Source organism: Vibrio paucivorans (genome assembly GCF_054053395.1).
Window position 1 is genome coordinate 997,638 of sequence record NZ_CM133231.1, and the last position, 26,186, is coordinate 1,023,823.

At 45.7% G+C, this 26,186-nt stretch carries 25 protein-coding genes and 1 pseudogene; 10 read left to right on the forward strand and 16 right to left on the reverse strand.

The window, feature by feature from the left end:
- Positions 1 to 11: 11 nt before the first annotated feature.
- From ACXABW_RS19870 to ACXABW_RS19885, 4 genes and pseudogenes are all read right to left on the reverse strand, one after another.
- Positions 12 to 944 (reverse strand): MFS transporter, encoded by a 933-nt coding sequence (locus ACXABW_RS19870; protein ID WP_457525157.1) that lies wholly within the window; start codon positions 942 to 944, stop codon positions 12 to 14.
- Complete coding sequence (locus ACXABW_RS19875; protein ID WP_457525159.1) at positions 905 to 1,231, reverse strand: hypothetical protein; 327 nt, start codon at positions 1,229 to 1,231, stop codon at positions 905 to 907. The genes ACXABW_RS19870 and ACXABW_RS19875 overlap by 40 nt, the downstream gene beginning before the upstream one ends.
- A pseudogene (locus ACXABW_RS19880) lies at positions 1,224 to 2,416 on the reverse strand (D-alanyl-D-alanine carboxypeptidase family protein). The gene ACXABW_RS19875 and the pseudogene ACXABW_RS19880 overlap by 8 nt, the downstream one beginning before the upstream one ends.
- A complete protein-coding gene (locus ACXABW_RS19885) occupies positions 2,413 to 3,849 on the reverse strand; it encodes a Mur ligase family protein (protein WP_457525161.1) in 1,437 nt (478 codons plus the stop codon). The pseudogene ACXABW_RS19880 and the gene ACXABW_RS19885 overlap by 4 nt, the downstream one beginning before the upstream one ends.
- 134 nt (positions 3,850 to 3,983) lie before the next feature.
- Between ACXABW_RS19885 and ACXABW_RS19890 the strand changes: the two genes are divergently transcribed.
- Positions 3,984 to 4,931 (forward strand): LysR substrate-binding domain-containing protein, encoded by a 948-nt coding sequence (locus ACXABW_RS19890; RefSeq protein ID WP_457525163.1) that lies wholly within the window; start codon positions 3,984 to 3,986, stop codon positions 4,929 to 4,931.
- A 3-nt stretch (positions 4,932 to 4,934) separates the two neighbouring features.
- Here the strand turns inward: ACXABW_RS19890 and ACXABW_RS19895 are convergent, their stop codons facing one another.
- Complete coding sequence (locus ACXABW_RS19895) at positions 4,935 to 5,741, reverse strand: arylamine N-acetyltransferase family protein (RefSeq protein WP_457525165.1); 807 nt, start codon at positions 5,739 to 5,741, stop codon at positions 4,935 to 4,937.
- Positions 5,742 to 6,030: 289 nt separating this feature from the next.
- On the opposite strand from ACXABW_RS19895, the gene ACXABW_RS19900 reads away from it, so the two are divergent.
- A complete protein-coding gene (locus tag ACXABW_RS19900; protein ID WP_457525167.1) occupies positions 6,031 to 7,179 on the forward strand; it encodes an S-(hydroxymethyl)glutathione dehydrogenase/class III alcohol dehydrogenase in 1,149 nt (382 codons plus the stop codon).
- A gap of 97 nt (positions 7,180 to 7,276) precedes the next feature.
- Positions 7,277 to 8,113: an S-formylglutathione hydrolase gene (gene fghA / locus ACXABW_RS19905; protein ID WP_457525168.1), complete on the forward strand. Its 837-nt coding sequence runs from the start codon at positions 7,277 to 7,279 to the stop codon at positions 8,111 to 8,113.
- Between the two features lie 80 nt (positions 8,114 to 8,193).
- On the opposite strand, the gene ACXABW_RS19910 is transcribed toward fghA, so the two are convergent.
- The 11 genes from ACXABW_RS19910 to pdxR form a co-directional block, all read right to left on the reverse strand.
- Positions 8,194 to 9,459: a carbohydrate porin gene (locus ACXABW_RS19910; protein WP_457525170.1), complete on the reverse strand. Its 1,266-nt coding sequence runs from the start codon at positions 9,457 to 9,459 to the stop codon at positions 8,194 to 8,196.
- A 111-nt stretch (positions 9,460 to 9,570) separates the two neighbouring features.
- Positions 9,571 to 10,233: a DUF3299 domain-containing protein gene (locus tag ACXABW_RS19915; RefSeq protein ID WP_457525172.1), complete on the reverse strand. Its 663-nt coding sequence runs from the start codon at positions 10,231 to 10,233 to the stop codon at positions 9,571 to 9,573.
- Between the two features lie 82 nt (positions 10,234 to 10,315).
- Positions 10,316 to 11,641 carry an amidohydrolase family protein gene (locus ACXABW_RS19920; protein ID WP_457525174.1) on the reverse strand — a complete coding sequence of 442 codons (1,326 nt, stop codon included), beginning with the start codon at positions 11,639 to 11,641 and terminating at the stop codon, positions 10,316 to 10,318.
- A 244-nt stretch (positions 11,642 to 11,885) separates the two neighbouring features.
- Complete coding sequence (locus tag ACXABW_RS19925) at positions 11,886 to 12,497, reverse strand: DUF3299 domain-containing protein (protein ID WP_457525175.1); 612 nt, start codon at positions 12,495 to 12,497, stop codon at positions 11,886 to 11,888.
- Complete coding sequence (locus tag ACXABW_RS19930) at positions 12,457 to 13,551, reverse strand: amidohydrolase family protein (RefSeq protein WP_457525177.1); 1,095 nt, start codon at positions 13,549 to 13,551, stop codon at positions 12,457 to 12,459. The genes ACXABW_RS19925 and ACXABW_RS19930 overlap by 41 nt, the downstream gene beginning before the upstream one ends.
- Before the next feature lie 242 nt (positions 13,552 to 13,793).
- Positions 13,794 to 14,807, reverse strand: coding sequence for a helix-turn-helix domain-containing protein (locus ACXABW_RS19935; protein WP_457525179.1), 1,014 nt, complete (start codon positions 14,805 to 14,807; stop codon positions 13,794 to 13,796).
- Positions 14,808 to 14,965: 158 nt separating this feature from the next.
- Positions 14,966 to 15,364 (reverse strand): OsmC family protein, encoded by a 399-nt coding sequence (locus ACXABW_RS19940; protein ID WP_252032037.1) that lies wholly within the window; start codon positions 15,362 to 15,364, stop codon positions 14,966 to 14,968.
- Between the two features lie 48 nt (positions 15,365 to 15,412).
- Positions 15,413 to 16,408 (reverse strand): Gfo/Idh/MocA family protein, encoded by a 996-nt coding sequence (locus tag ACXABW_RS19945; protein ID WP_457525181.1) that lies wholly within the window; start codon positions 16,406 to 16,408, stop codon positions 15,413 to 15,415.
- The gene (locus tag ACXABW_RS19950) at positions 16,401 to 16,862 is read right to left on the reverse strand and encodes an Lrp/AsnC family transcriptional regulator (protein WP_457525183.1); all 462 of its coding nucleotides are present in this window, start codon (positions 16,860 to 16,862) and stop codon (positions 16,401 to 16,403) included. The genes ACXABW_RS19945 and ACXABW_RS19950 overlap by 8 nt, the downstream gene beginning before the upstream one ends.
- Positions 16,863 to 16,954: 92 nt before the next feature.
- A complete protein-coding gene (locus ACXABW_RS19955; RefSeq protein ID WP_457525185.1) occupies positions 16,955 to 17,728 on the reverse strand; it encodes a class II glutamine amidotransferase in 774 nt (257 codons plus the stop codon).
- A 46-nt stretch (positions 17,729 to 17,774) separates the two neighbouring features.
- Positions 17,775 to 19,190 carry a MocR-like pyridoxine biosynthesis transcription factor PdxR gene (gene pdxR, locus ACXABW_RS19960; RefSeq protein WP_457525187.1) on the reverse strand — a complete coding sequence of 472 codons (1,416 nt, stop codon included), beginning with the start codon at positions 19,188 to 19,190 and terminating at the stop codon, positions 17,775 to 17,777.
- A gap of 93 nt (positions 19,191 to 19,283) precedes the next feature.
- Here pdxR and ACXABW_RS19965 point away from each other — a divergent pair, with 93 nt between their 5' ends.
- The 7 genes from ACXABW_RS19965 (at position 19,284) to ACXABW_RS19995 (ending at position 26,121) form a co-directional block, all read left to right on the forward strand.
- Complete coding sequence (locus ACXABW_RS19965; protein ID WP_265688914.1) at positions 19,284 to 19,958, forward strand: pyridoxamine 5'-phosphate oxidase family protein; 675 nt, start codon at positions 19,284 to 19,286, stop codon at positions 19,956 to 19,958.
- Between the two features lie 166 nt (positions 19,959 to 20,124).
- Positions 20,125 to 21,384, forward strand: a complete 1,260-nt coding sequence (gene yjeH / locus ACXABW_RS19970; RefSeq protein WP_457525188.1) for an L-methionine/branched-chain amino acid transporter — start codon at positions 20,125 to 20,127, stop codon at positions 21,382 to 21,384.
- 500 nt (positions 21,385 to 21,884) lie between these two features.
- Positions 21,885 to 23,366, forward strand: a complete 1,482-nt coding sequence (locus ACXABW_RS19975; protein WP_457527152.1) for a phospholipase D family protein — start codon at positions 21,885 to 21,887, stop codon at positions 23,364 to 23,366.
- Positions 23,367 to 23,522: 156 nt separating this feature from the next.
- Entirely contained in the window at positions 23,523 to 24,134 is a 612-nt protein-coding gene (locus tag ACXABW_RS19980; RefSeq protein ID WP_457525190.1) for a pyridoxamine 5'-phosphate oxidase family protein, read from the forward strand.
- 95 nt (positions 24,135 to 24,229) lie between these two features.
- Entirely contained in the window at positions 24,230 to 24,874 is a 645-nt protein-coding gene (gene bluB / locus ACXABW_RS19985; protein WP_457525192.1) for a 5,6-dimethylbenzimidazole synthase, read from the forward strand.
- Positions 24,875 to 24,985: 111 nt separating this feature from the next.
- A complete protein-coding gene (locus ACXABW_RS19990; RefSeq protein WP_457525194.1) occupies positions 24,986 to 25,615 on the forward strand; it encodes a LysE family translocator in 630 nt (209 codons plus the stop codon).
- 50 nt (positions 25,616 to 25,665) lie between these two features.
- Complete coding sequence (locus ACXABW_RS19995) at positions 25,666 to 26,121, forward strand: N-acetyltransferase family protein (RefSeq protein ID WP_457525196.1); 456 nt, start codon at positions 25,666 to 25,668, stop codon at positions 26,119 to 26,121.
- Positions 26,122 to 26,186 lie beyond the last annotated feature (65 nt).

The following is a 26,186-nucleotide window of genomic DNA, read 5'->3' on the forward strand; positions in this document are numbered from 1 at the left end:
AATCAAGCATATCATTTTTCGTTGTTCTTGATGGACATATTGCCAACTCGATAATAGAGCACACAGCTAGTTAGACACAGTAACCCCATGAGCATGTAACCAATCCCTAGCCCTAACACTTTCACGCTTATCCCAGCAGCTAAGTATGTAAACAACCACCAGAAGTGAGTCAAAGAAAAATGCGCAGCAAAGTATGGCGTGCTATCACCTTCGCCACATTCTTTGGTAATCAAAAGCCCAGCAGAAGTTTGGATACAAGACATACCTACTCCCATCGCAACACATATTACCCCAAAGCCAATCCAACCAGGTGTTAGACTACCAAGAGCAAACGCCCCACAAATGGTGACCAACCCTATCCAGTGAAAGTGCTGTGGTGGATAATATTCCAGCCATCTAGGTAATCGAAACGCCATGACCATGGAGCCAAAACCTACCATCATCATGGCCAGTGCGGTTTGAGTTTCGTCTCCATGCAATACCTCATGGACATATATCACGGTATTAACCAATACCATCGCAGAAGCACTCGCAACAGCTAGATAGGCAAACCATAGTGCTTTGAGTTTGGGCTTCGACAAATACAGCTTAATATTTTCCCCTAAACGAGGTGTGTTCATTCGCTGCGCTTGGACATCCGTCGCTTTCCAGTTCGGCAAAGCACAAAATAAGATCAGAATACCGGACAAAACAAAGGTCCCCGCATCGAGCATAAACAACTGGCGAAAACCGATTAAGCTCAACAACATTGCTGTCAACATAGGGCTAAAGATCTGCTCTAGATCATAAGCCATTCTGCTCAATGAAAGAGCTTTGGCATATTGAGTTTTATCGGGCAGAACTAAAGGAAGTGTCGACTGAAATAGAGGGGTAAACCCCGCGGAACATGCATTGATGACGAACATCAGTACATACACTTCCCACACTTCAGTGACGAACGGCAAACAAACATCAATGCCCGAATCAAGTCGAGAGCAAACAGTGTTTTTCGTTTCGGTAACTTATGCGCTACTGTTCCAAACAGCGGCGCTAAGCCAATATACGCCAGCATCTTAAGTGCAAAGGCGATACTGAGCACATACCCAGCCTCGTCTCCCGCGAGTTCATAGGCAAGCAAAGCAAGGCAAACAGAGCTCATGCCCGTCCCAACCAATGAGATGACCTGAGCCGACAGCAATCGCAAGTAGTTTGAGTTTTTCCACATTGATTGGGGATGAGCGACCTCAGTCATTTCCTCCTCCCATTTGAGACGATAGCCAGGAAAGCATCTTGCTAAACCCTAATTTGATTCCGTCCCATACTTGCCCTGCCCAACCGGATAAGGTCACATCTTCAGCACTGACTATGGGATAAGTTGCCACGATGTTTCCACCATTTCGCCATTCAACCCTCCCCAGTTCATCACCTTTAGCAAGCGGAGCGGTAATCCATTTGTCCACGATCACCTTTTTACTTAAGCCGGAACTCACGGTACGAGGTAACGTTAGATAGGCGTCTTGGTCAACAATCGCACCAACATTTTCGGGTTGCCCTTTCCAAACTCGTACTCGAGCCTCAATTTGGCCTTCGTCCATCACTTGCTGGGTATCAAAGAATCGAAAACATAGTTGAGCAACGCTTTAGAGGCACTTGCTCTTGATTGTTCACTACTCGCTCCCATAACTACCGATATCAACCTCATACTGCCTTCTGTTGCAGAACTGACCAAGCTGTACCCTGCCGCTTCGGTATATCCTGTCTTACCGCCATCCACGTCAATTGAGCGATCCCACAATAATTTATTGCGGTTATATTGGGTTATGTCATTCCATTGAAATGTCTTTAAACCATAGAGTTGATAGACTTCTGGGAGTTCTTTTATCAAGGCCGTTAACAACCTTGCCATATCTAACGGAGAGGTTTTTATCCCATCACCATCCAGTCCATGTGCATTGATAAATCTAGTGTCTTCCAGTGAAAGCGACTGGGCCCAACCATTCATCAGGCTAACAAAAGCTCTTTCACTACCTGCAATGTGCTCAGCTAATGCAACCGCTGCGTCATTACCAGATTGGACAATTAACCCTGTCATCAGGTTACGCACTGTAATTTCATCTTTAGGCTTGATGAACATCAGTGATGCCCCTTGAAAATTAGCCGACCAAGCATTTTTGCTGACGCTCACAACGTCGTCCCAAGCTAAGCGACCTGAACGAATCTCTTGCCCAACGACAAACGCCGTCATTAATTTCGTCAAGCTAGCCGGGGCTAATTCTGTTCTGGCATTTTGTTGTGCAATCACAGCCCCAGAATTGAAATCCATTAGAACGTATCCTTTAGCGTTCAATTCTGGTGGATTAGGTGTGATAACAGCCTTACTTGGCAAGCTAATCATCAGCAGTAGCAAACATACTGACGCCGATAACCCTCGTTTCATTGTTTGCCCTCACTACTTACTGCCGCCCTATCTCCAATATAGCTTTGACGACCGATTTTGTTGGCGGTGACATGCTGATGAAGCTCATGCCCCTTGCCACACAACAGCAATAAATCATGAGAACGGCTTAATTGCTTAGCTAGCTGGATAGCTTCAAGCCTGTCGCTCACTTCGTAGTAGGGGGTATCCCCAACTCGGGATGTCAAAGCGCGAAAGATGTCTTCCTGCATCTCCCCCAGCGGATTATCTGACGTAAAAATAACGACATCAGAATGCTCCGCACATAACTGTCCAATTTGCGCGGCCTCACGGATTCTGTCTCCCGTTACACCAATAACAGTAATAACCTTTCCCCATTGGCGGACATCGATCCCTTGAAACAAAGCCTGCAGCCCATCGTAGTTGTGGGCGTAATCAACAAGTGCAGTCGCTCGATTATCAAGAGAGATGAACTGGCTTCGTCCATTGATTGGGGTGAGCCTGCTTAAAGCTGCTGCAACAGCGTTGAGTCGCCAACCTTGACTGAGTAATACGCTTGCCATCGCAAGCTGGTTTTCAACATTAAAACGAAATGGCATTTGAGAATCGACAACCGTATGTTCACCTTGGTAATACATCGTAAACTGATTGCCAAACTGAGTTGCCTGTACCTCGTCGGCAACGACATCAGCTTCATGGTTCCCAATTGAAAACGTCATAACGCTGTTTCTCAATTTCGCTCGTTCAATCGCGACTCCCGCGTGAGGATCGTCTAGGTTAACGACTAAGGTGCCACCAGGTTTAATGCGGTCAATCAGTTGCAATTTCGCTTGAACGTACCCATCGATAGTTCGGTGGTAGTCCAAATGGTCACGACCAATGTTACTAATGACACCCACCTGTAAAGGAACAAAACCGGCTCTGTCTTGCGCCAGTGCGTGACTACTGAGTTCCATGACATTGAGCTGTACTCCAGCGTTAACCATGTCGTCAAACAGACTAAGTAACGTCACTGCATCGGGCGTGGTATTGTCCAAGGGCTCAAACTTTTCGGCATATTTCACCCCCAATGTACCGATATAACTCGACTTACATTGGCACATCAGAATTTGCTGAAGACCGTAGGCGATTGTGGTTTTACCGTTAGTACCCGTAATACCGATATGCTTGAGTTGATGGTGCGGGAAACGGTAATACGCCTTTATAAGAGATACGCTTTGATAGTAGCTATCCGTAACAATAACTGGGACGGTCGCTTGTACTGGCTTTGTCGCAATGATAGCAATCGCTCCGTTTTCGATCGCGTGCGTTACGTAACCATGACTGTCATGTACCGCCCCTTCACGACAGACAAATACATGATTTTGCGCCACCCACTCACTATTAGTGCTAAAGGTCTGGATCGGCAGCTCTAATAGCAGATCCAGACACTGCTCAAGTTTTTTGTTCGACACCCGCTTCACATCCTTTCTTTCTAGGAAACTCTTATGAACTTGAGTATATTTCCCAATAGAACATCGATGAAATCGAACAAATCAATCTAATATATTAGTAATATTGATAACCTAAGATGGAGTAAGAAGTAGAAATGAAAGAGCTAAACTGGAAGGGAATTGATCTTAACCTGCTACTTACTTTTGATGCGTTATTTCAATTTGGCAGTGTGTCGGCGGCGTCCAAGTATCTCCACCTAGGACAACCGGCCACCAGCTATAATTTAAAACGCTTAAGAGATCTTCTTGACGATCCTCTATTTGAACGCCATGGCAACCGAATGCTGCCTACAAGCCGAGCGGTTGAGATTGCACCAAAGGTTCAAGAAATTTTGGCTATATTCACCCAAGACATTTTGCCTTCGGAGCAATTTGACCCGAGTGAATATGAAGGGAAATTTTCGATTGGCGTCAGCGATTACGCAGAACAAATCTTTGGCCCCAATATTTTCGATGCGCTACAGGCCCACGCACCAAATGCAAAAGTGTTGTTCAAACCCGCCGATAATGAAAACTGTGTCGATCTCCTCGAGAATCACAACACTGATATTTGTATCGGTGTATTCAATGAAATGCCTAGCAACGTTGAATCAACCTTCTTATACAGAGAAAAGCACCTGTGCACGTTTGATAATAGTGTGCTGAAAACAGAGCTTCCCATACCTTTAACGACCTATCTCGCTACCCCACAAATGATCATCACCGCCAATGATCAACTGACCAGCCAAGTAGACAATACATTAGCTTCCCTCGGGGTAGCTCGAAATGTGGTGTTGGGGACCACCCGTTTCTTAACCATTCGACGCATGCTGTCAGGCAGAAAACACCTGGCCGTTATGGCTGAAATGGTTGGTCGCTCAGAGTTAATCCACGATCAATTGACTCTATGCCCCCCTCCTATTGATATTCCAGATTTCGACATTGAAATGGTGACTCTGAAACGCGATAGCAAACACCCTAAAGTTGTTTGGCTATCGACCCTCGTTCGACAGCTGATACAGCAGCAAGTCAACGAGTCACGCCAAATCAGCACCTATGACTAACAGCTAGCTGATAGGTGTTAAGTCTGAATAGCATGAGTCAAGCTCAATGGAGAAATAACGTTGCAGCGCATCAAGATAGCTTTGCCCTGAGGCCAATTCTATTTCCTGAGTTTCTCCATCACTAACGACTTTAATTCGATGATTAAGCAAGGTAATTAAACCATTTGGAGTCGGTAATGCAGCAATACGCGAGGTAACGAAATGGGATTCGGGGTACGTCGACACATAATAGTTTCCATAACGAATGTCAGCCTCACAAACATGTTCTAAATCGAAACTGTATAAATTCTTCCAAATCAATGAACCTGAATCGTCGGTACTCTGTTGCTGCAACATATAGCCAAAGTCATCATCTAGGGTAAAACGGAGGGTTTGCAAATCTGTATGAATCACCTCATCAATAGAAAGCTTTAACGGTGTACGAGGAGTCGCTGACCCAAAGCCATTATCAACCAACCATTGCTCTCCATCTAGTTCCACCATGGTTACTTGATGACTGCGACCTGTGGGCTCGCCAGATAAATGCACGCGAGCCAACACTCGTTGAGCTTCGAATCCTATAAACCTCAGCACTTCAAACATCAATTCATTCAACTCAAAACAGTAGCCTCCTCGGTTTTGACCAAGTAACTTTCGATATAGATCTTCCTTTCGTAACGAGACTCCTCTGCCCAAAGCAATATCGAAATTTTCAAACGGGATAGTCAGTAGCTGAGCACGATGCAGATCGAGTAACCCTGTCATTGTCACACTCGGCTTATGTGTTAATCCTACCTTTACTAAATAAGCTGAGAATTGTTGTTTGTTCATCTGTGCTCCTATGTGTCATCACATCAATCGGCCTCACTATAAAACCTCAAGCTAAATTGAGGTCAATAGAAATTTCACTTTTGTTGCCTATTGTTTTGAAATTCAGTCTGTTAATCAGTCCTTCAATTTGAACTATTACATATACGTAAAAATCATTTTCATTTTAATAGGATTATCACAAATAGAAAAAAACCTATACTAGCACCCAACAAAACAACAGGGCGAAATGAGCAAAGCTCAACTACGCTTTACTCGATTGCCCAACCTAGAAATTAATAAGGAACATCCAATGGCACTTGAAATCAAACCAGGTCAAACCTCTATCAAATCAAAAGCAATGGTGGCATGGGCGGCTGGCGAACCACTTAAAATGGAAGAAGTTGATGTACAACTTCCTAAAGCAGGCGAAGTGCTAGTACGCATCGTCGCTACTGGTGTTTGTCACACTGACGCATTCACACTATCAGGTGACGATCCAGAAGGTATCTTCCCTTCAATTCTTGGTCACGAAGGTGGCGGTATCGTTGAAATGGTTGGCGAAGGCGTAACAAGTGTGAAAGTTGGTGACCACGTTATCCCACTTTACACAGCTGAATGTGGTGAGTGTAAGTTCTGTAAATATGGTAAAACTAACCTGTGTCAGGCAGTCCGTGAAACTCAAGGTAAAGGTCTAATGCCAGATGGCACAAGCCGTTTCTCTATCAACGGTGAGACTATTTTCCACTACATGGGTTGTTCTACTTTCTCTGAGTACACGGTTCTTCCTGAAATTTCACTAGCGAAAGTAAACAAAGAAGCACCACTTGAAGAAGTGTGTCTTCTAGGCTGTGGCGTAACCACTGGTATGGGTGCGGTACTCAACACCGCTAAAGTAGAAAAAGGCGACACGGTTGCGATCTTCGGTCTAGGCGGTATTGGTTTGTCTGCAATCATTGGTGCACGTATGGCTGGTGCTAGCCGCATCATCGGTGTCGACATCAACGAAAGCAAGTTCGATCTAGCAAAACAACTTGGCGCGACAGACGTAATCAACCCTCAGAAATTCGACAAGCCAATCCAAGAAGTGATTGTTGAAATGACTGACGGTGGCGTTGACTACTCATTCGAATGTATCGGTAACGTAAACGTGATGCGTCAAGCTCTTGAGTGTTGTCACAAAGGCTGGGGTGAATCGGTAATCATTGGTGTTGCGGGCGCAGGTCAAGAGATCTCAACTAGTCCATTCCAACTCGTAACAGGTCGCGTATGGCGTGGTTCTGCTTTCGGTGGCGTTAAAGGCCGCTCTGAGCTTCCAGAGATCGTAAACCGTTACATGGCTGGCGAATTCGGTCTACAAGAGTTCATTACTCATACTATGGGCCTAGCTGACGTTAACGAAGCATTCGAACTGATGCACAAAGGTGAGTCTATCCGTACTGTTTTACATATGGATAAGTAATCCCAGCTGAAGCCTCCTCCACGTTACATACCGTAACCTAAAGGGAGGCTTCTTTATGATTTCTCTTTATCCAAAATGTTCATACTCGGGGTATTCAATGACCATAGATAATATTAGCCAAGCCAAGGTATGTGGTGGATGGCATAAACAATATACGCATCAATCTCAGAGCTTAAACGGCGTTGCACGCTTCGCGATTTTTCTACCGCCAAATGCAAGCAAAGCAACCCCTGTTCCTGTGCTTTACTGGCTATCTGGCTTAACGTGTACCGACGAAAACTTCATGCAAAAAGCGGGAGCTTTTCGTAAAGCTGCAGAGCTTGGGATCGCTATTGTCGCGCCAGACACAAGCCCTCGCGGTGAAGGCGTCGCGGATGACGATAACTACGACCTAGGCCAAGGTGCTGGTTTTTATTTAAATGCCACACAAGAGCCTTGGGCTCAGCATTACCAGATGTACGATTACATTACTGCTGAACTGCCAAAGATCATTGAGGAACATTTCCCTGTAACCAGCGTAAAATCTATCTCTGGCCACAGCATGGGTGGGCACGGTGCTATCACCATTGGCCTGAAAAATAGCAGTAATTACCGCTCTATTTCTGCTTTTTCACCAATCAGTAATCCAATGGGTTGCCCTTGGGGTCAGAAGGCGTTTAGTGCTTATCTGGGCTCGGATGTTGAAAGTTGGAAGCAATACGATTCCAGCGAGCTCTTGAAGCAAGCCAAAAGTGAATTACCAATGTTGGTCGACCAAGGCGATGCCGATGGTTTCCTAACCGAGCAACTAAAGCCAGAAGCACTTATCGAAGCCGCTAAGGTTCACGCGTCTACGATAGAAGTAAGAATGCAGCCAGGTTACGACCACAGCTACTATTTCATCTCTAGCTTCATCGACGAGCACTTAGCGTTCCACGCGAAGCACCTTACTTGATCGTGTTAGAATGCTTTACGTACAAAAAAGCCGCCTCTTCTGGCGGCTTTTTATTACACGTGTCTCGTACTGAAATGCGTTTAGAAAAATACTCGACCACGCAGGCCAAACACGACTGCGCTGCTTTCGTCGGAAAGTGCTGGGTCCTTGATAAACTGAATATCAGGGGTGATTTGGAAATGCTCTCCAATTGCGATGTTGTAGTAAAGCTCAGCGGTAAACTGATCGTCACTTGCTCCAACAAATGTTTGCAAGGTATCACTATTTGTTTCAGACCAGTTGACGGCAAAACCTAAATTGTTTTTAGGTGCACCTAATCCAAAGTAACCAAAGCCGACGCTCAGAGATTTATCATAAAGTGCAACATCGCCTTCAGAAAAGCCACCACGTACAAACGGCATTAACTGAGGAGACAGGAACTGGCTCCATGAGAAATTAATACCTTTACCACTTTCGCCACCAACAACTGTTCCATCGGGAAGCACGGTAGACGATAAGCTGTGTCTTGAGCCTTCATTAAAATGCCATAACGTTACGTGGAAATTATCGGTATAGATTTGCTCTTGCGATGCCGTCCAACCAAGTTCTAACGTCGTGAAGTAGGTACTGTCACCAAACGCGGTGTCAAAACCTTCAAAAATGTCGTCCGATTTACCTTTTGCATCAGCAATTCCACCAACGACATAAAAATTATCGTTTAGCATGTGGCCAGCAGATATGGCTAAAATGCCGTCATCGGGTAGGCCCATTGCTCCAGCACCGGTACTAAACGCTAGATTAGAAAATCCGGTCCACGGACTAGCCAGTGCATACGTATCAACATAATCCGTGACATCCTGCCAACCAACAATCAGTGATGTCTTGCCGCCATTGAACTTTTGCTTCCAATGGAGGTTGGTTACACGAAAGCCTTGGTCGCTGTAGGCTGGAGAAATCATGCCAACATAACCGATGTTGTCAGGGCTTTTAAACGTGGTTCCTGAAAAGTCTTTCGGAGCGTAGTCGGTATATGCATGGCGATGTTCTACTTTCCATACGATACCGCCTGTATTTCCAGACTCTTGGCCTACCAAATTCCAAGAACCATAAAATCGCGCGATCCCAGAAGCATTAGAGACGTCACCACCATTAACTCCATCAGATGAATGCAGGCCTAGAGCAAAGTAGTCTGCTCCCATTGTGATTCCGTTGTCTGCTAAGTTTTCTCGCCACGTTTTCTTCGCAGCCGTTTGCGAAGCAATGGTATTTTCTACGGTATCTGGACTACCAAAATTGGCGCCATCAGCCATCGCTCCTGCAGAACAAAGCGCCAGCCCTATCGTTAGACTTAATTTTGTTAATTTCATCGTTATACCCACTGCTTAATATTGAATACTGTTTTTATTTTATATATTGAGTGAAAGAATAATTGCCATTTGGTGACAGCGTATTCATTAACTCACCTGTCGGCGATACGTTTATAAATACAATTCAACCGTCGACGCATCCATCTGGTAGACAGACTTAACATCGCTGGCTCCGTCGTAGTAATTAACGGTTTGTTCAGTCAGCTCACTGATTAATTCACCCTCAACCCAAAATGGTGTCTCCAACGAAGGCAACTCTACACCTTCAGGAAAGGTAACGAGCACTAGTTGGTTTGGGGGAGGAGGTGGTGTATGAATGCAAGCACCAGCCGTTGGTACCAAGAAGAATTGAGTGACTTTGCTACCATCGGTTTCAAGCGGCGTAATATAGCCAGGAATACGGCGCTTGCCATTCAGAGCTTGCGTATTAGGCTGAGTCGCCAAGGCCTTACGCTGCTGAGCAATTTTTTCACGCATCGAGAAGAGATAATCCACATCCACATTGCCTTGTTTTAGCTGTTCTCGCGCTTGCTTAACTTCAGCTAACTGAGCCTCGCTTGGCTCAAAATCTGGCTGCGTTTGCGCATGTTTGAATTCAGCAATCGTGCTGAGGTCATACATTTGATCTAAGGTCAGCGCTTCAAATGGATCCTCAATCGTATCTATTTGGGGTAATAGATCTTCCCAAAATAACGTTTTGGACTCTTGAGCAAGCGCGCTCAATGAAAGGAAGAACGCAGCAATGAAAACGAGAACTTTGTTGTATCGAGCCATACATCCTCACATTAACTTGATAGAGAAATAAAGAGCGCAGAAGCACGATTGGCCCTGCGCTCACACCTAGCACATCAACAAGTTACAGCGTGTTCTTGTACACCTTGCCGTCTTTCATGATGTACTGGAACTTCTCTTGATATTGGCTCAATATTTCGATGTCCTCCAGTGGGTTACCATCGATTAGAATTAAATCTGCATACGCGCCAGCCTCGATTTTACCCAATGAACCGTATTTGTATGGGTTCATACCACCACTCCAGCTCAATACTTCTGCTGCATTTGAAGTACCCATTTTCAAGATATCGTATGGGGTATAGCCCGCTTTCTGCATGTAAATCATGTTCTCGGCTTGAGCCATGTTATACGCAGGTCCAAACATATCACCACCGGTGACCACTAGGACATCATGTTTCTTAGCCCATTTAAACATCTGCAGTGCACCTTCATACACCTTTGACGCTTTTGCTTTTTGGTCTGGGCTAAAGAAAGTAATCGACTCTGGATCTGCGAATGCTTTCAATGACATTACAGCTTGAGCAGAAAGTGCTACGCCTTCTTTCTTCATACGCTTCATTGTGTCTTCAGACACCAGGAAGTTATGCTCAATGGTACGTACACCAGCATCAATCGCACGGTTTACTGAGCGGTCATGGTAAGCATGCACTGTCACGTATGTGCCGTAATCTTTTGCCACTTCCACAGCCGCTTCCAGCTCTTCCACCGACATTTGCGTCATATGGATTGGGTCAAACTCACTGGCCACACCGCCGCCAGCCATGACTTTAATTTGAGTTGCACCAGCACGAAGGTTCTGACGTGCTGCTCGACGCACTTCAGTTTTGCCATCGACAATGTAGCCAAAGCCATGGCGCTCAAGGTCATCTACACGGCCCGGTTGATCGTTGAAGCTGCCCGTATCGGCATGGCCACCTGTTTGGCTTAGGAAGCCACCGGACGGATAAATACGCGGACCGTCGATCAAGCCATTGTTCACGGCTTTTGCAACACCAAGGATGTTACAGCCTGCATCGCGGGCAGTAGTGAAGCCTTGCTCTAGATATTGCTGCATGGAAACGTAAGTACGTGCTCCCATTGCCATTTGGTCGTAGTCATCTCGACCTACCAACATCCCTTCTTGAATACACAGGTGAGAGTGCATGTCGATAAGGCCTGGGATCATGGTTTTCCCATCAGCATCCACAACAGTTGCGTCATCAGCTTGAATAGGTTGAGTAGAGATTTTTTCGATCTTGTTATCGACAATCAGTACGTGGTGATTCTCGTACAATTTGTTGTCGACGCCGTTGAAGATGTTAACGTTGCTAATAATGGTTGAAGCCGCTGAAGCAGAAAAGGCAATCGAGCAAGAGAGCGCAACAGCAGACAGTTTTATTGCTTTATTCATTATTTTTCCTTGTAAAAAGAGAAGGACTCTTGGGAACTACTCTCCATCCGGGGGAATAGTTGTGTTGTTATGTGTTTTAGGGGCAACTCCTTCTAGTGACTTGTTCGACTGATACAAAAAAGTTACTGGATATATCAGTGACTTATACAACAACTGGATACATTCAGTAACTTAGACGTAAAAGACTAATTTTTCAAGAACTTCGAATTGCCATTTGATGACAAAATCATAGGTGAGAAATCGCTTATGGCTGATAAAACTCTACATCTTCAGCATTCATGGAATAAACAGATTCCACATCGGCAGCTCCGTCTGAGTAATTAACGTTCTCTACCGAACCTTCTGCGACCAACGTTCCCTCAACCCACACAGGTGTCGCAAGGGTTATTAGCTCGATTCCTTGTGGGTAATCGATCATAACCAATTGGTTTGGCGGAGGTGGCGGTGTATGGATGCATGCGCCTGCAGTTGGCACTAGGAAAAACTTTGTGACTTTTGTTCCATCCATTTCAATCGGGGTAATAAAGCCCGGAATTTTTCGGTTTGCATCTAATACATCTTGGTTAGGCAAAGTGGCCAATTTTTCACGTTGCTGCATGATTTCTTCGCGCTTTTTAAATAGGTGCTCAACGTCGATGCCATCATCTGCAAGCCTCGCTTTAATTAGCGCAATATCCTTAGTGGCTTGTTTACTTTCTACAAAACCTTCTTGCTGCTTCGCTTCCTGATACCTCGCCAGCGTCGCTACATCAAACATTTGGTTCTGATCTAGCGCTGCAAAAGGGTCTTCTACCGTCTGCATACTTGGCGTGAGTTCATGCCAATATGTTACCGTAGCGGCGAGCACGCTCTGCATCTGAGTTAACACCCACGTAATCCGACGCAAATACTACTTTTACACCGTGTTTAAGTAGCCTTTGACCAAAGTCGCCATATTGCTCTTGCAGCTTCGCAACCATTGGCAGCTTTTCTGCTGGCATTAATGGGTTCTTTGCTAGGTCTGGTGATAGTCCCCACATTTGAGGAACGATGTACCCGCCCTCTTTCGCAATACGTTTCATCGTGTCGTCGTTAATGAAGAAGCCGTGCTCAAACGTCTTTACGCCACAATCAAGTAAGCGGTTAACCGAGCGGTCGTTGAACGTATGCGCCATGACGTACGTGCCCCAATCCGCTGCTGCCTCTACAATCGCACAGGTTTCTTCTTTCGAGTATTGAGTGGTATCGATTGGATCAAAGCGCGATGAACCACCGCCACCAGCCATGATTTTAATTTGTGTTGCACCTTGGCGAAGGTTCAAACGGGTAGCACGTAAAACTTCTGGAACACCATCGGCAACATTACCAATACCCATGCGTTCGAAGTTAGACACATCGCCTTCAACTTGCGCACTGAAGCCAGCGTCAGCACGGTCCCTAAAGTCACCGTGACCTGAAGTTTGTGAAATAAAACCACCCGATGGGTAGATACGTGGACCAGTAATGTTGCCAGCGTTGATTTCACGCGCTAAACCAAATGCTGGGCCACCCGCATCACGAACAGAGGTAAAACCATCATCGATGTAACGCTGTACGACTGTCACAGCATTGATTGAAATGTCTGTAAGATCTTTGTTCTTCTCAATATCATCGAAGTTGTAGTTGATCATGATATGCGCATGGCCATCAATCAGGCCAGGCATTAAAGTTTTGCCTTGACCATCAATCACACTCGCATCGCCAGCATCGATTTCACTGGACGAAATCTTGGCAATCTTACCGTCGACAACCAGTACATTGTGGTCTTCATACAGCTTGTCTTCTGTACCGTTAAAAATATCGACATTTGTAAACAAGGTTGAGCCAGCAGTGGCAGAAAATGCGACCGAACATGACATTGCGAGTGCCGAAAATTTCATCACTTTTTTCATCGAATTTACCCTTCAAAAGATAAGTGGTAAGTCCTTTCTTCTGTCCTTTTATCCCGTCGATAAAGGGAAGTATCCCTACTAAGTTTCTACTGAATAGACACGGTAAGACGCATAAACTCATCAAAACAACCAATGAGTGGCACTCACATTCATTCAGTAACTTAGGTGTACTTTAGAGGCAAAACGACACGAATCATTGCCATTTGATGACAATGATTTCGTTACTTGGTTAACAAGGGGAACTATTTACGGTGATGCTTACGAAACTGGGAAGGGGTCAAGCCCGTGATTCGCTTGAATGAACGGCTAAAGTGCGCGGCATCTGAGTAACCAAACTTATTGGCGATGGATGTAATGGAATCACTGCTAGAAGTAAGTCTATGTTTTATTTGATCAAACACCATCTCTTCAATCAGTGTTTTGTAGATAATTCCCTCACTTTCAAGTTTACGCTGGAGGGTACGAACGTTCATTCGCAAGATTTCTGCTGCCAGTTTAATCGGCAGTTTCCCGACAGACACATACGGCGTAATCGCTTGTTTAAAGGTAGCGGCGAAGCTGTCGTCGGATTGCTCTGCGTAATGATTGGCTGCAAAAACTTGGCTAGCCGTGTGCGTAATCACAGCCTTTTCATCAAGTAACGCTTCCGGTATTTCCAAAGCCGTCACAGGGCGCTCAGCAAAAAACTGCGCCTGTTCTAGGGTCGGTAAGTTAGAAAAATCCTCGATATCTGAACTGCACACACCGATACGAGTTGGGCGCCAAGCATTGTCAGTCAACGCACGTAGTACCTCTGCCATACACATCACTGAAAACAGTTCTGCGTATTTAAACCAAACTTCATCAGCCCCGGCTTTTTCTCTCACTAACCACCAGCTTCCCCCAGATTTCTGAAGGTAAACATTCGCACCGCTCGACTCACGTTTAAGCAAATCCGAGAACTCTTGTAACGCTTCACGTACTGTTGTTCCACTAGTGAGCAATGAGACAAATTTAGGGACATAAGTTTCTCGGCAACTACGCCAGAATAAAACCCCTAACTTATCGTTTGATAAGCTTTCCCCCAGCACTTCCATAAAGTTCTTTAAACAGGACTCTGGCAAATAGGCATAATCAGGGCTGTCATGAATATCGAGCGGAATCGTAGATTCGCGTAGCAATGCGTAGGTTTTCTTGTCTAGCTCCTCAAACAATGAGGCAAAACACTCAACGTTTTCTCTCCTTACTAACGGTATGTTTTTATTGCGCTTTGACATGCTTCTTCTCTACTTTCCCTTTGGATATGACAAATATATACCTAAATAAGCTCAACATGCGAGGCTCGAAGTAAATTGCTGGGCTTGCCTGAAAGACTCACTTGATCAAAAAAGGCCCTACCTTTCGGTAGAGCCTTTTAAACAATGAAGTAATTGGGCTAAACGATTTCCCAGCTGTGCGTCATTTCCATGCCTTTGCCTAGCATTAAGCATACAGAGCAGTACTTTTCTAGCGAATCTGCTGCTACTTTAGCAACAACGTCTGAGTCTAGCGCCTCACCAGAAACTTCAAAATGAATGTTAATACCAGTGAAAATGCGTGGCGCAGTCTCACGGCGCTCTGTCGTGAGCTTGGCAACACAGCCTGTAACGTTCTGGCCGGCTTCTTTTAGGCCGTCTACAACATCAACTGAGCTACAGCCACCTGCAGCCATCAGAACCATCTCCATTGGGCTTGGTGCTGTAGCACCACCGTTACCATCCATCACAATAGAATGACCAGACTGTGATTGACCTAAAAACTTAAATTCTTCAACCCATTTAACTTCAGCTTGCATGACTTTTTCTCATTGTAATAGGAACATCTGTGTGGCACACGATAACAGTTATCCCGCCGCACTTACAGCGTCATCTGCGGGAAAAACCACGCCAGTTTGACGGCGGATTTCGGTCAGCACTTTAGCCACGATAAGTGAGCGTTCACTTTGCTGGCTGACCATCTTATTCTCAGAGATTTGACGGGCAGCTTCTGCTGCTTCATATCTCATTCGATTATCGTCTTGAGGTACGCTGATGTCGGCGCTCTCACCACCACGAACTTTCTTAGTCACCGAATTACAAATAGATATCATGTCCACCATTAGCGCCGCATCCTCACCCTGAAATTCACTCGGTACATACGAATCACTAATTTTTGAATGGCCAATCACCACATCGAAGCCTGGGTAGCCAAATATCACGCTGCCGCAGCCATCCACACCGGAATTCAACATATGCGCTTGAGCTTGAATCGATTCTGGCTCGCCGAACAGTTCAATAGCCGCGCCCACGCAGTAGAAGCCAATGTCCATAACGGAACCGTTGGAGAACTCTGGGTTAAAGGTATTCGGATTCTCACCATGTAGGTATTTTTGATAACGAGACGAATATTGGCAGTAGCTGATCGTCGCTTTTCTTAGCGCACCAATCTCTTTTAACGCGTTTTTCAAGACAGAGAAATTCGGCAGGTGGGGGGTGATGAAAGCTTCAAACAACACAACGTTATTCTCTTTCGCCGCACGATACATTGCCTGTGCCTGAGTGTAATTTGACGCCACAGGCTTTTCACAAATGACATGTTTACCCGCCTTCATTAGCTCGATCGCTTGAGGCGCATGAAACGAGTTTGGGCTAGCGATGTACACAGCGTCTACATCAACAGAGCCACCCAATGTTGCAAGGTCATCGAACAATTGAACGTTGCCGTACTTTTCAGCGAATGATTTCGCGCTTTCTAATCGACGAGAATAGACGGCAGTAAGCTCATACAGCCCCGTTTTCAATGCCCCTTCGATAAATTGGTCTGTGATCCAGTTGGTTCCGATAACAGCGAGTTTAATCATTGGTATTGTCTTCATTTAGTTGTATTAAAAATTCGGTAAGCACCGTATGAGTCATGATGTTTCGTAGTTCGGGATAAGACTGCAGCTCATCACGAATCGCATTTAAGCGCGCCATTGTCGGCACCTCGACATACAGCATCATGTCTGTCTCACCGCTGATGGCATGACACCATTTCACCCCATTGATTTTGTATATCTGTTCAGCGTAACTCTCACAGTGGTGAGTTGTACTGGACATATCAAACTTCAATGCCAAATAAGCTTGGATGGTTTGCTGTTGTTCTGGTTCGGCAAGCTGCGCATGGTAGCCTAGAATGGTTTTATCTTGCTCAAGCTTTTGAATTCGAGCGGTAACGGCAGAACGTGACAAATTCACCTGCCGCGCAATGTCGCTTACTGAGCTACGCGCATTATGTCGCAAGATATCCAGTATATATTGATCAAACTTATCCATTACTTCCCTATAACGATCTTATTATTGTGTAAGCCAGTGAGCTCTCAGTAGCAAGATACCCTCGCGCTTTCCTCGAGAATACCCCTGCTTGCTTATAACGAGTAACTTTCTGAGGAATCGGCCTTAATGTGCAAAATACTTTGCGGAGCGATAGGTTTCCACTGTTTGTTGCTTTCTAACGGCTCAGACGCTAGATACACATTCGGCAGTCCCTGATTAACCTGAGTTGATTTGATAAAGACGGTAGGTGGCTGATTGTCGCTACTGTAACGAACGACCCAAAACTGATGTCCGTCTGATACACATATTGATGCCTTAAATGGCTCTTCGACTCGTTTGGATTGCATCGCTTTTTCGATCGCTTCAATTGTAAGCTTAAGAGCAGATACAGGGTCAAGATGTAAGCCAAAATGCAGCGCCAACAAAAAAATCAATTCGCTGTCCGTCGTGCCCAACCTTTTCAGGTACAACTCTTCTGGAAGCAATCGTTCCAATTCAAACTTAACATGCTCAAAGCCACCTATTTGGCCATTGTGCAGAAACATCCAGTTATCCATGATAAATGGGTGGCAGTTGGAGCGAGACACTTGAGTCCCCGTTGATGAGCGCACGTGAGCCATAAACCGATGAGAGCGAATGTGATGAGTCAACGAGCGTAGATTTGTATCTCCCCACGCAGGGAGCACTTCGTGAAACTGTCCGGGCGTTGCTCGATCGGTATACCAGCCTAACCCAAAACCATCGGCATTGACTCGAGTCACCGCTTTTCTCGCTTCCAAGCTTTGGTGAACCAAAGAATGTTCCGGTTCATAAACCAGCTCATCCAAATAAATCGGTTCTCCCTGATACGCTAACCATCGACACATTGCCCCACTCCCTACTCCTTACATGCGGATTTTCACTACACCACTTTTATAGAATATCCGCAAGCTCAGCGATTTTTTCATCGATTCTATCTAATGCCACATTACCAAAGCCTAGCACTGCGCCTTGCCAGCTTCTGGCTGAAGAGTCTTGCGTTTCATACATTGAAAGAGGACGCAAAATAATGCCTCTTTCTTTCGCGGCCTCGCACCATTGCTCCTCGCTAATATCACCTCTCCAACGTAACGTGACATGTAAACCAGCTGGCTGACTGATCACTTCAACTCGGTCACCAAAATGTGTCGAAATCGCCTCAAGCATGCGCTCATGTTTTTGCTTGTAGAGCCTGCGCATCTTTCTGATGTGGCGAAGAAAATCACCTTCAACAATAAAATCAGCCAACGCCGCCTGAACATGGGTAGGCGAATCACCCGATAACGCATCTTTAACCGCCAAGCATCGCTCCACTAATCCTTTGGGTGCAACGAGATACCCGAGCCGCAAACCATTGAACATCACTTTACTCAACGAACCGATATAGAGCACTTGCTGCTCAGCGCCGACGTCGGCCGACAAACCTTGTAAACTAGGGTAAGGGCGATGCGCAAATTGAAATTCACTGTCGTAGTCATCTTCGATGATCCAGCGCTGATTTTTCTTAGCCCACTCTAGCAGTGATATGCGCTGCTCCACGTTGATGGTTGTCCCCATCGGATACTGGTTGCTTGGCGTTATATAGAGTGCACTTGCTTCACTTGAAAACACCGCCTCTAAGTCGATACCTACATGAGGCGCGATATTGACCGATTGACTACGGTGCCCCAGCAACTGGATAACCTTACGCATCTGAATATAACCAGGGCTCTCCATTAACACCGAGTCATTAGCCGACAAAGTCGCCATTAAGCTGATGGTTAACGCTTGTTGGGCACCTGATGTGATGATCACTTGCTCAGAATCACACTTTACCGAGCGACTGCTCGATAGGTAATCTGCAAGCGCTTGCCTGAGTGCACTGTCACCCTGAAGGTCTTGATTACCGAGTAGGGTCGTCCTAGAGACATGCCGCTGCAGTAACCTTCCCCACTTTTTAGCAGGAAAGGCTTGCAGATCGGGTACGCCCGGTGCGAAGCTCGTATTAACATCCAATGCCGGCCTAGTTACCTTAGTGCCGCTTGGCTCTACACCTTGGCTTAAGTATTGCTCAGGAAGCTCAACAGCAACATAGTAGCCAGAACCCGCTTTCGCTTGAAGATAGCCTTCGGCCGCAAGCTGTTCGTAAACACTGATCGCTGTATTTCTACTGATGTTTAGCTCTGCCGCAAGCTTTCTCGTTGAAGGAAGTTTGCCACCTTTAGGCCATAAGCTCGCAACGATCTTGCTGCGAATAGCATTGAAAAGTTGCTGCTGAAGCGATGTATTCTCTGCGGCTAAAGACAAATCACCAATATCAATCGGCTGCATAAGTGGATCCATTAATTAAACAAAAGTGGCTCTAATCAACCTACCAGTTAGTTTTTATATTGCAACTCAAAGGCACAACTTAGAGGAAGCAATATGTTATCGAATAGCCAGAGAACCCAAATAAAAAAAGGCGCTAGAAAAGCCGTCGTAGAGCATCAGAAATTGTATGACATCATTGACGAGAGTTTGATTGCCCACATCGCTATCGAGCAAGAAGCTGGCCCGGTGGTCATTCCGATGCTGGCATGGCGAGTCGATAACATGGTCTATATCCATGGTGCCAAAAACAGCCGACTGCTCAGGAACTTAAAAAGTGGCGCCCAAACTTGCTTAACCTTTACTTTGTTTGATGGCTGGGTATTGGCTCGTTCAGCGTTTCACCACAGTGCACATTACCGCTCTGCCGTTGTATTTGGTCAGTTTACGTCGATTGAGGATGACCAAGAGAAAGATCGTTTACTCAACCTATTTATCGAACAAATCGCTCCAGGGCGCTGCGAAGATGTACGCTTGAGTAACGCAAAAGAACTTGCTGCAACTGAGCTGCTCGCATTGCCACTCACAGAGGCGTCGGTGAAAGTCAGTGCATTTGGCGTCAATGACGACGACGCCGACCTCGATGTTCCAGCTTGGGCTGGTATTCTCCCGTATCGCACAGTCGTTGGGCCTTTGCAAGCAACCGACGATTTGCACACCAGCATTAAGGAGCCGGATTATTCGCAAGCTTACGGTGAGCGCTGGTATTCATCCGAGTCAAATCGCAACTAAAAGGTGTGGGATAAGGTTCGGTTTGCCGACACAGAGGCCACAAACCCACAATTTAGCTGATTTCGGCAAATGAACCGCCACTTTGACGGCGAACTTAGACAAATTGCCAGATGTATAACGTTGAATTTATCGGTAGTCTAGAAATAGAAATTCAGGGAGTGAATATATGGCGCAACTCAAAAAAGACATCACGTTGTTATCTGGCATTGGACAACTCTCCACCACCCTACTGGGGACGGGTTTATTCATGATCCCAGCCATCGCGGCGGGAATTGCTGGCCAGCTATCACTTTGGGCCTGGCTGGTTCTGTTTATTGCTATTTGTCCAATTGCTCTTACATTCGCCCAGCTCGGGAAACACTTTCCTAATGCTGGTGGCACAGCCTATTTTGTTCGTAAAGCGTTCAATAGTAAATTGGAGCGAAGTGTCGCTTGGTTGTTCGTTAGCGTGATTCCTGTTGGTGTGCCAGCAGCTGTCGCACTCGCTGCTGGCTTCTTACAACAAATTCTCCCAAGTCCTATTAACTCATCGTTGGCAGCACAATTGATCACGGTTGCACTACTAATCGTGGTTAACCTAATGGGCACTAAGTCCTCAGGAAGACTGCAAACTGCCATCGCGCTCAGTATCTTCACGTTAGTTGCAGCCCTACTCTGGAAAGGTGGAGTATCGGCTCAAGATATTCAGATGCCTGTATTGAACACCGAGTCTATATGGCCAATTTCGGCCGCTCTTGGGGTTATGTTCTGGTGCTTTGTTGGAATAGAAGCGTTTGCTCATATGGGAGAAGAGTTTAAGAATCCTAAGCGAGACTTCCCGATTGCGATAATCATTGGTTGTTTTGTTGCTGGTGCAACCTACTGGGCATGTTCCGTGGTCATTTTGAAATTCTCCACCTATGGTAGCCCAGAGTTTGATAGTGCTTCGATCCCTTGGCTCAGTGACTTACTATTTGGGCCACAGTTCGCGACAGTGATTAGTGTACTCGGGTTTTCCGCTTGTTTTGCCAGCGTTAATCTCTACACCCAAAGCCTGTCTCGTATGGTGTGGGCTCAAGCAAGAGAATACCGACCAAACGGTGCTATCGCTCAGGTATCACAGCGTGGCGTGCCAGCAAATGCGACGCTAGCGGTGGGTGCTGTGTTGGTATTTTCTTGCGTAGTGGGTGAACTTTCGGGCCTCGATTTAGAGTTCTTCCTAAAGCTTGCCAATGGTATCTTTGTACTGGTTTATTTGCTGGCTATGTTGGCGGCATACAAGCTACTTTCAGGGCTCAACAAAGCGTTAGCGGTATTATCTCTGGTTCTATGTACCCTAGTATTTGTTTGCCTAGGTTGGTCGATGCTCTACGCAGTGAGTATTTTCGGCTTGTTGAGTCTACCTTGGGAGAGATGGCTCAAAAGGCGACAACAACCGGTCGCATAATTAGGGTCTGTTGATCTTTCGAGATGATTTTTGCAGCACTTTGTGGGAAATTTCTATTTCTTTACAAACAAGAGCAGGCAAAGGCTTTGATGTGTAGCTAGCCTACATGAGAAGCCCATAACGCAGTAAAAATGAACCACAAAGGCTGCCCGAAGGGTTCGGCTACGCGCCCCGGGTTAAAATCGTTTTATGCTTCGTTGAAGACTATTTACTTAGAATGACTAGGCTGCACAGTCTTCGCCTCGCCTAAAACGATTTTGACTAGGCGTCCCCATCCGAACAAAATTTAACCACAAAAGATCAATAGACCCTAACTAAACCATACCCCTTTTTCTGGCGATAAACTTCAACAGGGTGTGATATTTCTCATATTTATTGCACCTTGGTTCTCTCAGTTATCCCCTTAAAACGCGAGACTCACATACACTATTGGTATCTGAAACAATTCGAGCGATGCTTTGACTACTCTTTCTCAACTTTTAAAGCTCTCTATAACTGGAGTGATTTTGGCCATTACAGGCTGTGCTTCAATAGACCCGAGCAAATTCCCCGATAAAAGTGTCAGCCACCACGTTGATTACCAGCACGGTTCCATACTCGACAATTTTTTAGAACAACCAGACACCTACCCCGACGATTATTCTGGTTTCTACCCATTAGAAAAAGGCCATGACGCTCTGCTTACTCGTCTGGCATTGATCGAATCGGCACAAACCACTTTGGATGTGCAGTATTACATCTACCGTAACGATGAAACGAGCCAATTAATCAGCTGGAGATTGTATGAAGCAGCCGAGAGAGGAGTTCGCGTACGCTTGTTGCTCGACGACATGCAAAAACGAAGTGACAAAGGCATGGCCTACATCAATGCACATCCAAACATTGAGGTTCGTTTATTCAACCCACACCAATATCGCACCATGCGAGGCCTCGCCTTTTTAAGTGATTTCGATAGGCTCAATCGCCGCATGCATAATAAGTCGCTCACGGCTGATAATGTGGCGACAATCGTTGGTGGACGCAACATCGGTAATGAGTACTTTTCGTTTGAATCAAGTGTAGAGTTTGGTGATTTCGATGTCCTTCTTCATGGTAATACCGTTACTCAAGTCAGTGAGCAGTTTGATAAATACTGGAACAGTGACTATTCGGTGCCAATGGAATGGATCATCCCCGATTCAGAAGCCGTTTCATCGCAAGATGTCGAACAATGGCTAGAAGAATCACAAATTGAGGCCAAGTTCTCCCAAGGACAGTACAACTTTAAAACCCTGCCACTTTACACTCAACTGCAAGAATCGGATCTTCATCTTTTCTGGGGGCCAGCGGTACTCTATTACGATCGTCCAGAGAAAATTGCAGGCAAAGGTAGCCAACTTATCGATGATCTATCCGAGCTTTTAGAGCAGACTCAGCACTCACTAGTACTCATATCGCCTTACTTTGTCCCAACCGAATCAGGTACTCAGGTATTAGTAGAAGCCGCCAAATCTGGAAAAGACGTGACTATTATCACCAACAGCCTTGCGTCCAACGATGTATTTGCGGTACACGGTTGGTATGCCAAGTATCGACAAGACTTAGTCGAGGGCGGTGTTGATTTGTGGGAAGTCAAAGCGACAGCAGACGTCGACAATAAGTGGAGCATGACAGGCAGCAGCCGTTCAAGCTTACATGCTAAAGCGATGATGCTAGATGAGCGTAAACTGTTTGTGGGTTCAATGAACTTAGATCCACGTTCAGCAGACCTCAACACAGAAATGGCAGTAGTGATTGACCAACCTGAGTACGTTAAACGCTCACTGGAGCAACTCCCTAAGCAACTCAAATTGAAGGCCTACCAAGTTAAGGTTGAAGATAATGACATCGTTTGGGTTGACCACAAGACAGGAGAGACACTAACCAGCGAGCCAGATGCCAGCATCTGGCGCCGAATGGGCGCTTGGTTTAGCGGAATTTTACCCATTGAAGACCAACTTTGATTCTTAATAACAGGGAGCACACTGTGCTCCCTTTTCACTTCCCTTCCACACCAGCCATAAACCTTGCATCCCGCCGCAAAGCCCACCTTTTTCATTAGCAACCATCTAACCCTGCAATCAAACTAAGACGCTTGTCGTGTCAATCAGGACGTAAGAATGAAAGAGTTATCTTCGGTTGAAGAGATTAGAGAAATCATCGGCGAACCAAACCCACTCGCCGCTAAGAAAATATATGCTTCATTAAATAGCAGAATGCAGGAGTTTATTAAAACATCCCCACTTGTCATGCTCTCTACTGTCGATCAGTTTGGATTTCCTACCATCTCCCCTAAAGGAGACAAACCAGGCTTTGTGCAAGTGCCCGATACTCAAACGCTCTTACTGCCTGAGTTACGTGGCAATAAACTCGCGTTTTCGCTGCAAAACATTGTGAGCTCAAATAACAAAGTGGGACTGATATTTCTAAGGCCAGGCACAATGGAAACCTTGCGTGTTCATGGTAGTTGCACCTTGGTCGAAGGTGACATTTGCCATCAAGTATCAGGCACAACGCACAACGCGTTGCTAGTTTGGGAAATCTCGGTTCAAAATGCGTATTTTCACTGTGGCAAACCGTTTCTGCGCAGCAAAACTTGGGATCAATCGACCTACTTAGCGCCGATGAAAATCTCGTTTGGTCAAGAAATTGCTGGCAATACTGATGCGGATGAGCAGTTTATTCGCGACACTGACTTTGCCGTTCAAGGCCGATATAAAACTGACCTTTAGAGTTTGAGCGAATGCTTCCAAAGCATTCGCTTATTTAAACTGGCTCTCACGTTAATTTGTCCGCATACTAGCCTCCTTTAATTGGGAGGCCGACAATGCATATTAGTGAACAAGAAAGAGATGCGCTTTACAAAGTCATCCACTCTCGCAGGGACGTTCGTAAAGACTTTCTCTCAACCCCAATCCCAGATGACGTATTAGCTCGTATCCTAGGTGCAGCTCATCATGCACCCAGCGTAGGATTTATGCAGCCTTGGGATTTCGTACTAGTCACAGAGAACGAAACAAAACAACGGATCAAGCGCGGTTACGACCAAGCCCGATTAGAATCTGCCGCTCAATTCGATGAGAGAAAACGAGCACAGTACGAGAGCTTCAAACTAGAGGGCATTCTTGAGTCACCCGTTGGTATCTGTGTCACGTGTGATAGAAAGCGCAATGGTCCAATCGTCATCGGACGCACCATCAAACCTGAAATGGATTTGTACAGCACGGTTTGTGCGATTCAGAACATGTGGCTGGCCGCCAGAGCAGAGAATATCGGCCTCGGTTGGGTGAGCATTATTCACGACGATGTACTGAGAAAAGCGTTACACATTCCTGAAGACGTTGAAATCGTTGCGTACCTTTGTTTAGGCTATGTCTCTCAATTCAAAGAAAAACCAGAGCTTGAACAAGCCGGCTGGCTGCCACGCGAAAACCTTAGCGATTTGATCCACAATGGGAAATGGGGAAGCTAGGTGACATTCCTGCGGTAGGTGTGTACTACAAAGCTAATTAGAGATGGTACGCGCATAAAAGCAGCGGTATATTCAACTCTCTACCTGTAAGAACCGATGGAAGAAACGGTAATGGAATACTCCTTAATACTGGCTCATGTGGCTGTCATTTGGATGCTAGCAGTTGCTACACCTGGTGCGAATGTCCTGTTAACCATTAATACTGCGTTGCATTACGATCGGAAGCTCGCCGTATTTTCTGCCTTGGGCGTCAGTTCAGCCATTCTAATATGGGCATTTGTTGGCGGCTCAGGCTTAGTCATTCTATTCTCTCACTTCCCCCAATTATTTACTGCGATGAAAATCATCGGAGGTAGTTACTTGTTGTACTTAGGTCTTCGCCAGATCTACGTAGCGTTCAAAGAAAAGCAACTTGCCCAATTGGCTGATTCCCAGTCTGTTCAGTCTCCATCGAGTAAACGAATATTCTGGTCGGCGTTTATTACCAGTATTTTGAACCCTAAAACAGGCTTCTTCGTCGTCAGTCTGTTCAGTGTTTCTATGCCTGAAGAAATGAGCGTACCGATGATTGTTGCCATTATGCTGATAATGCACGCCATTACCCTCGCTTGGCATATTGTTCTCGCGTTTGCGTTTTCGCATCGGTCTGCAAAAAATTTCTACGGCCGAATATCTGGGATTATGAATTACGTCACTGGTGGTTTATTCACCTTATTTGGCATTCGAGTCATGGCCTCATAGGTGAGTAAACACACCTTATACTGTTCTCATACCGTGCGTTTGGAGAAAAAATGAAAATAGAGAAGGTAACACCAGAGAACCTAAACGCTGTCATAAGCCTAGAACTGGATAAGAGCCAGAAAGGAATGGTGTCTGACAACGTTTTGTCGATGGCACAAGCTGCAGTGAACCCGAGTTATCAGCCTAGGTTGGCCACGGTCAATGGCGTTCCTGTAGGTTTTGTCATGTACAGTGAATGGAAAAATGCTACTTGGGCTGCGCAAGCAAAACCCAAGGAGTACTACATTTTTAGAGTGATGGTAGACAAATCACAACAAGGAAAAGGCTACGGTCGAGCGATGATGGCAGCACTGATAAGGGAGATCGAATCTCTCAACCCCAAAGCGATTCACATTGGTTACGCTAGTAACAACATGATTGCAAAAGTGGTTTATCAAAGCCTTGGATTCAAAGAGCACGGCAAGTTTGAATGGGGAGATGTCGCGGCACGCATCGATTATCCGTAACCAATCATTGGCTTCACAAACTCTATCGTGCATAACTAACATTAACTGACCACGCCATTTTACAG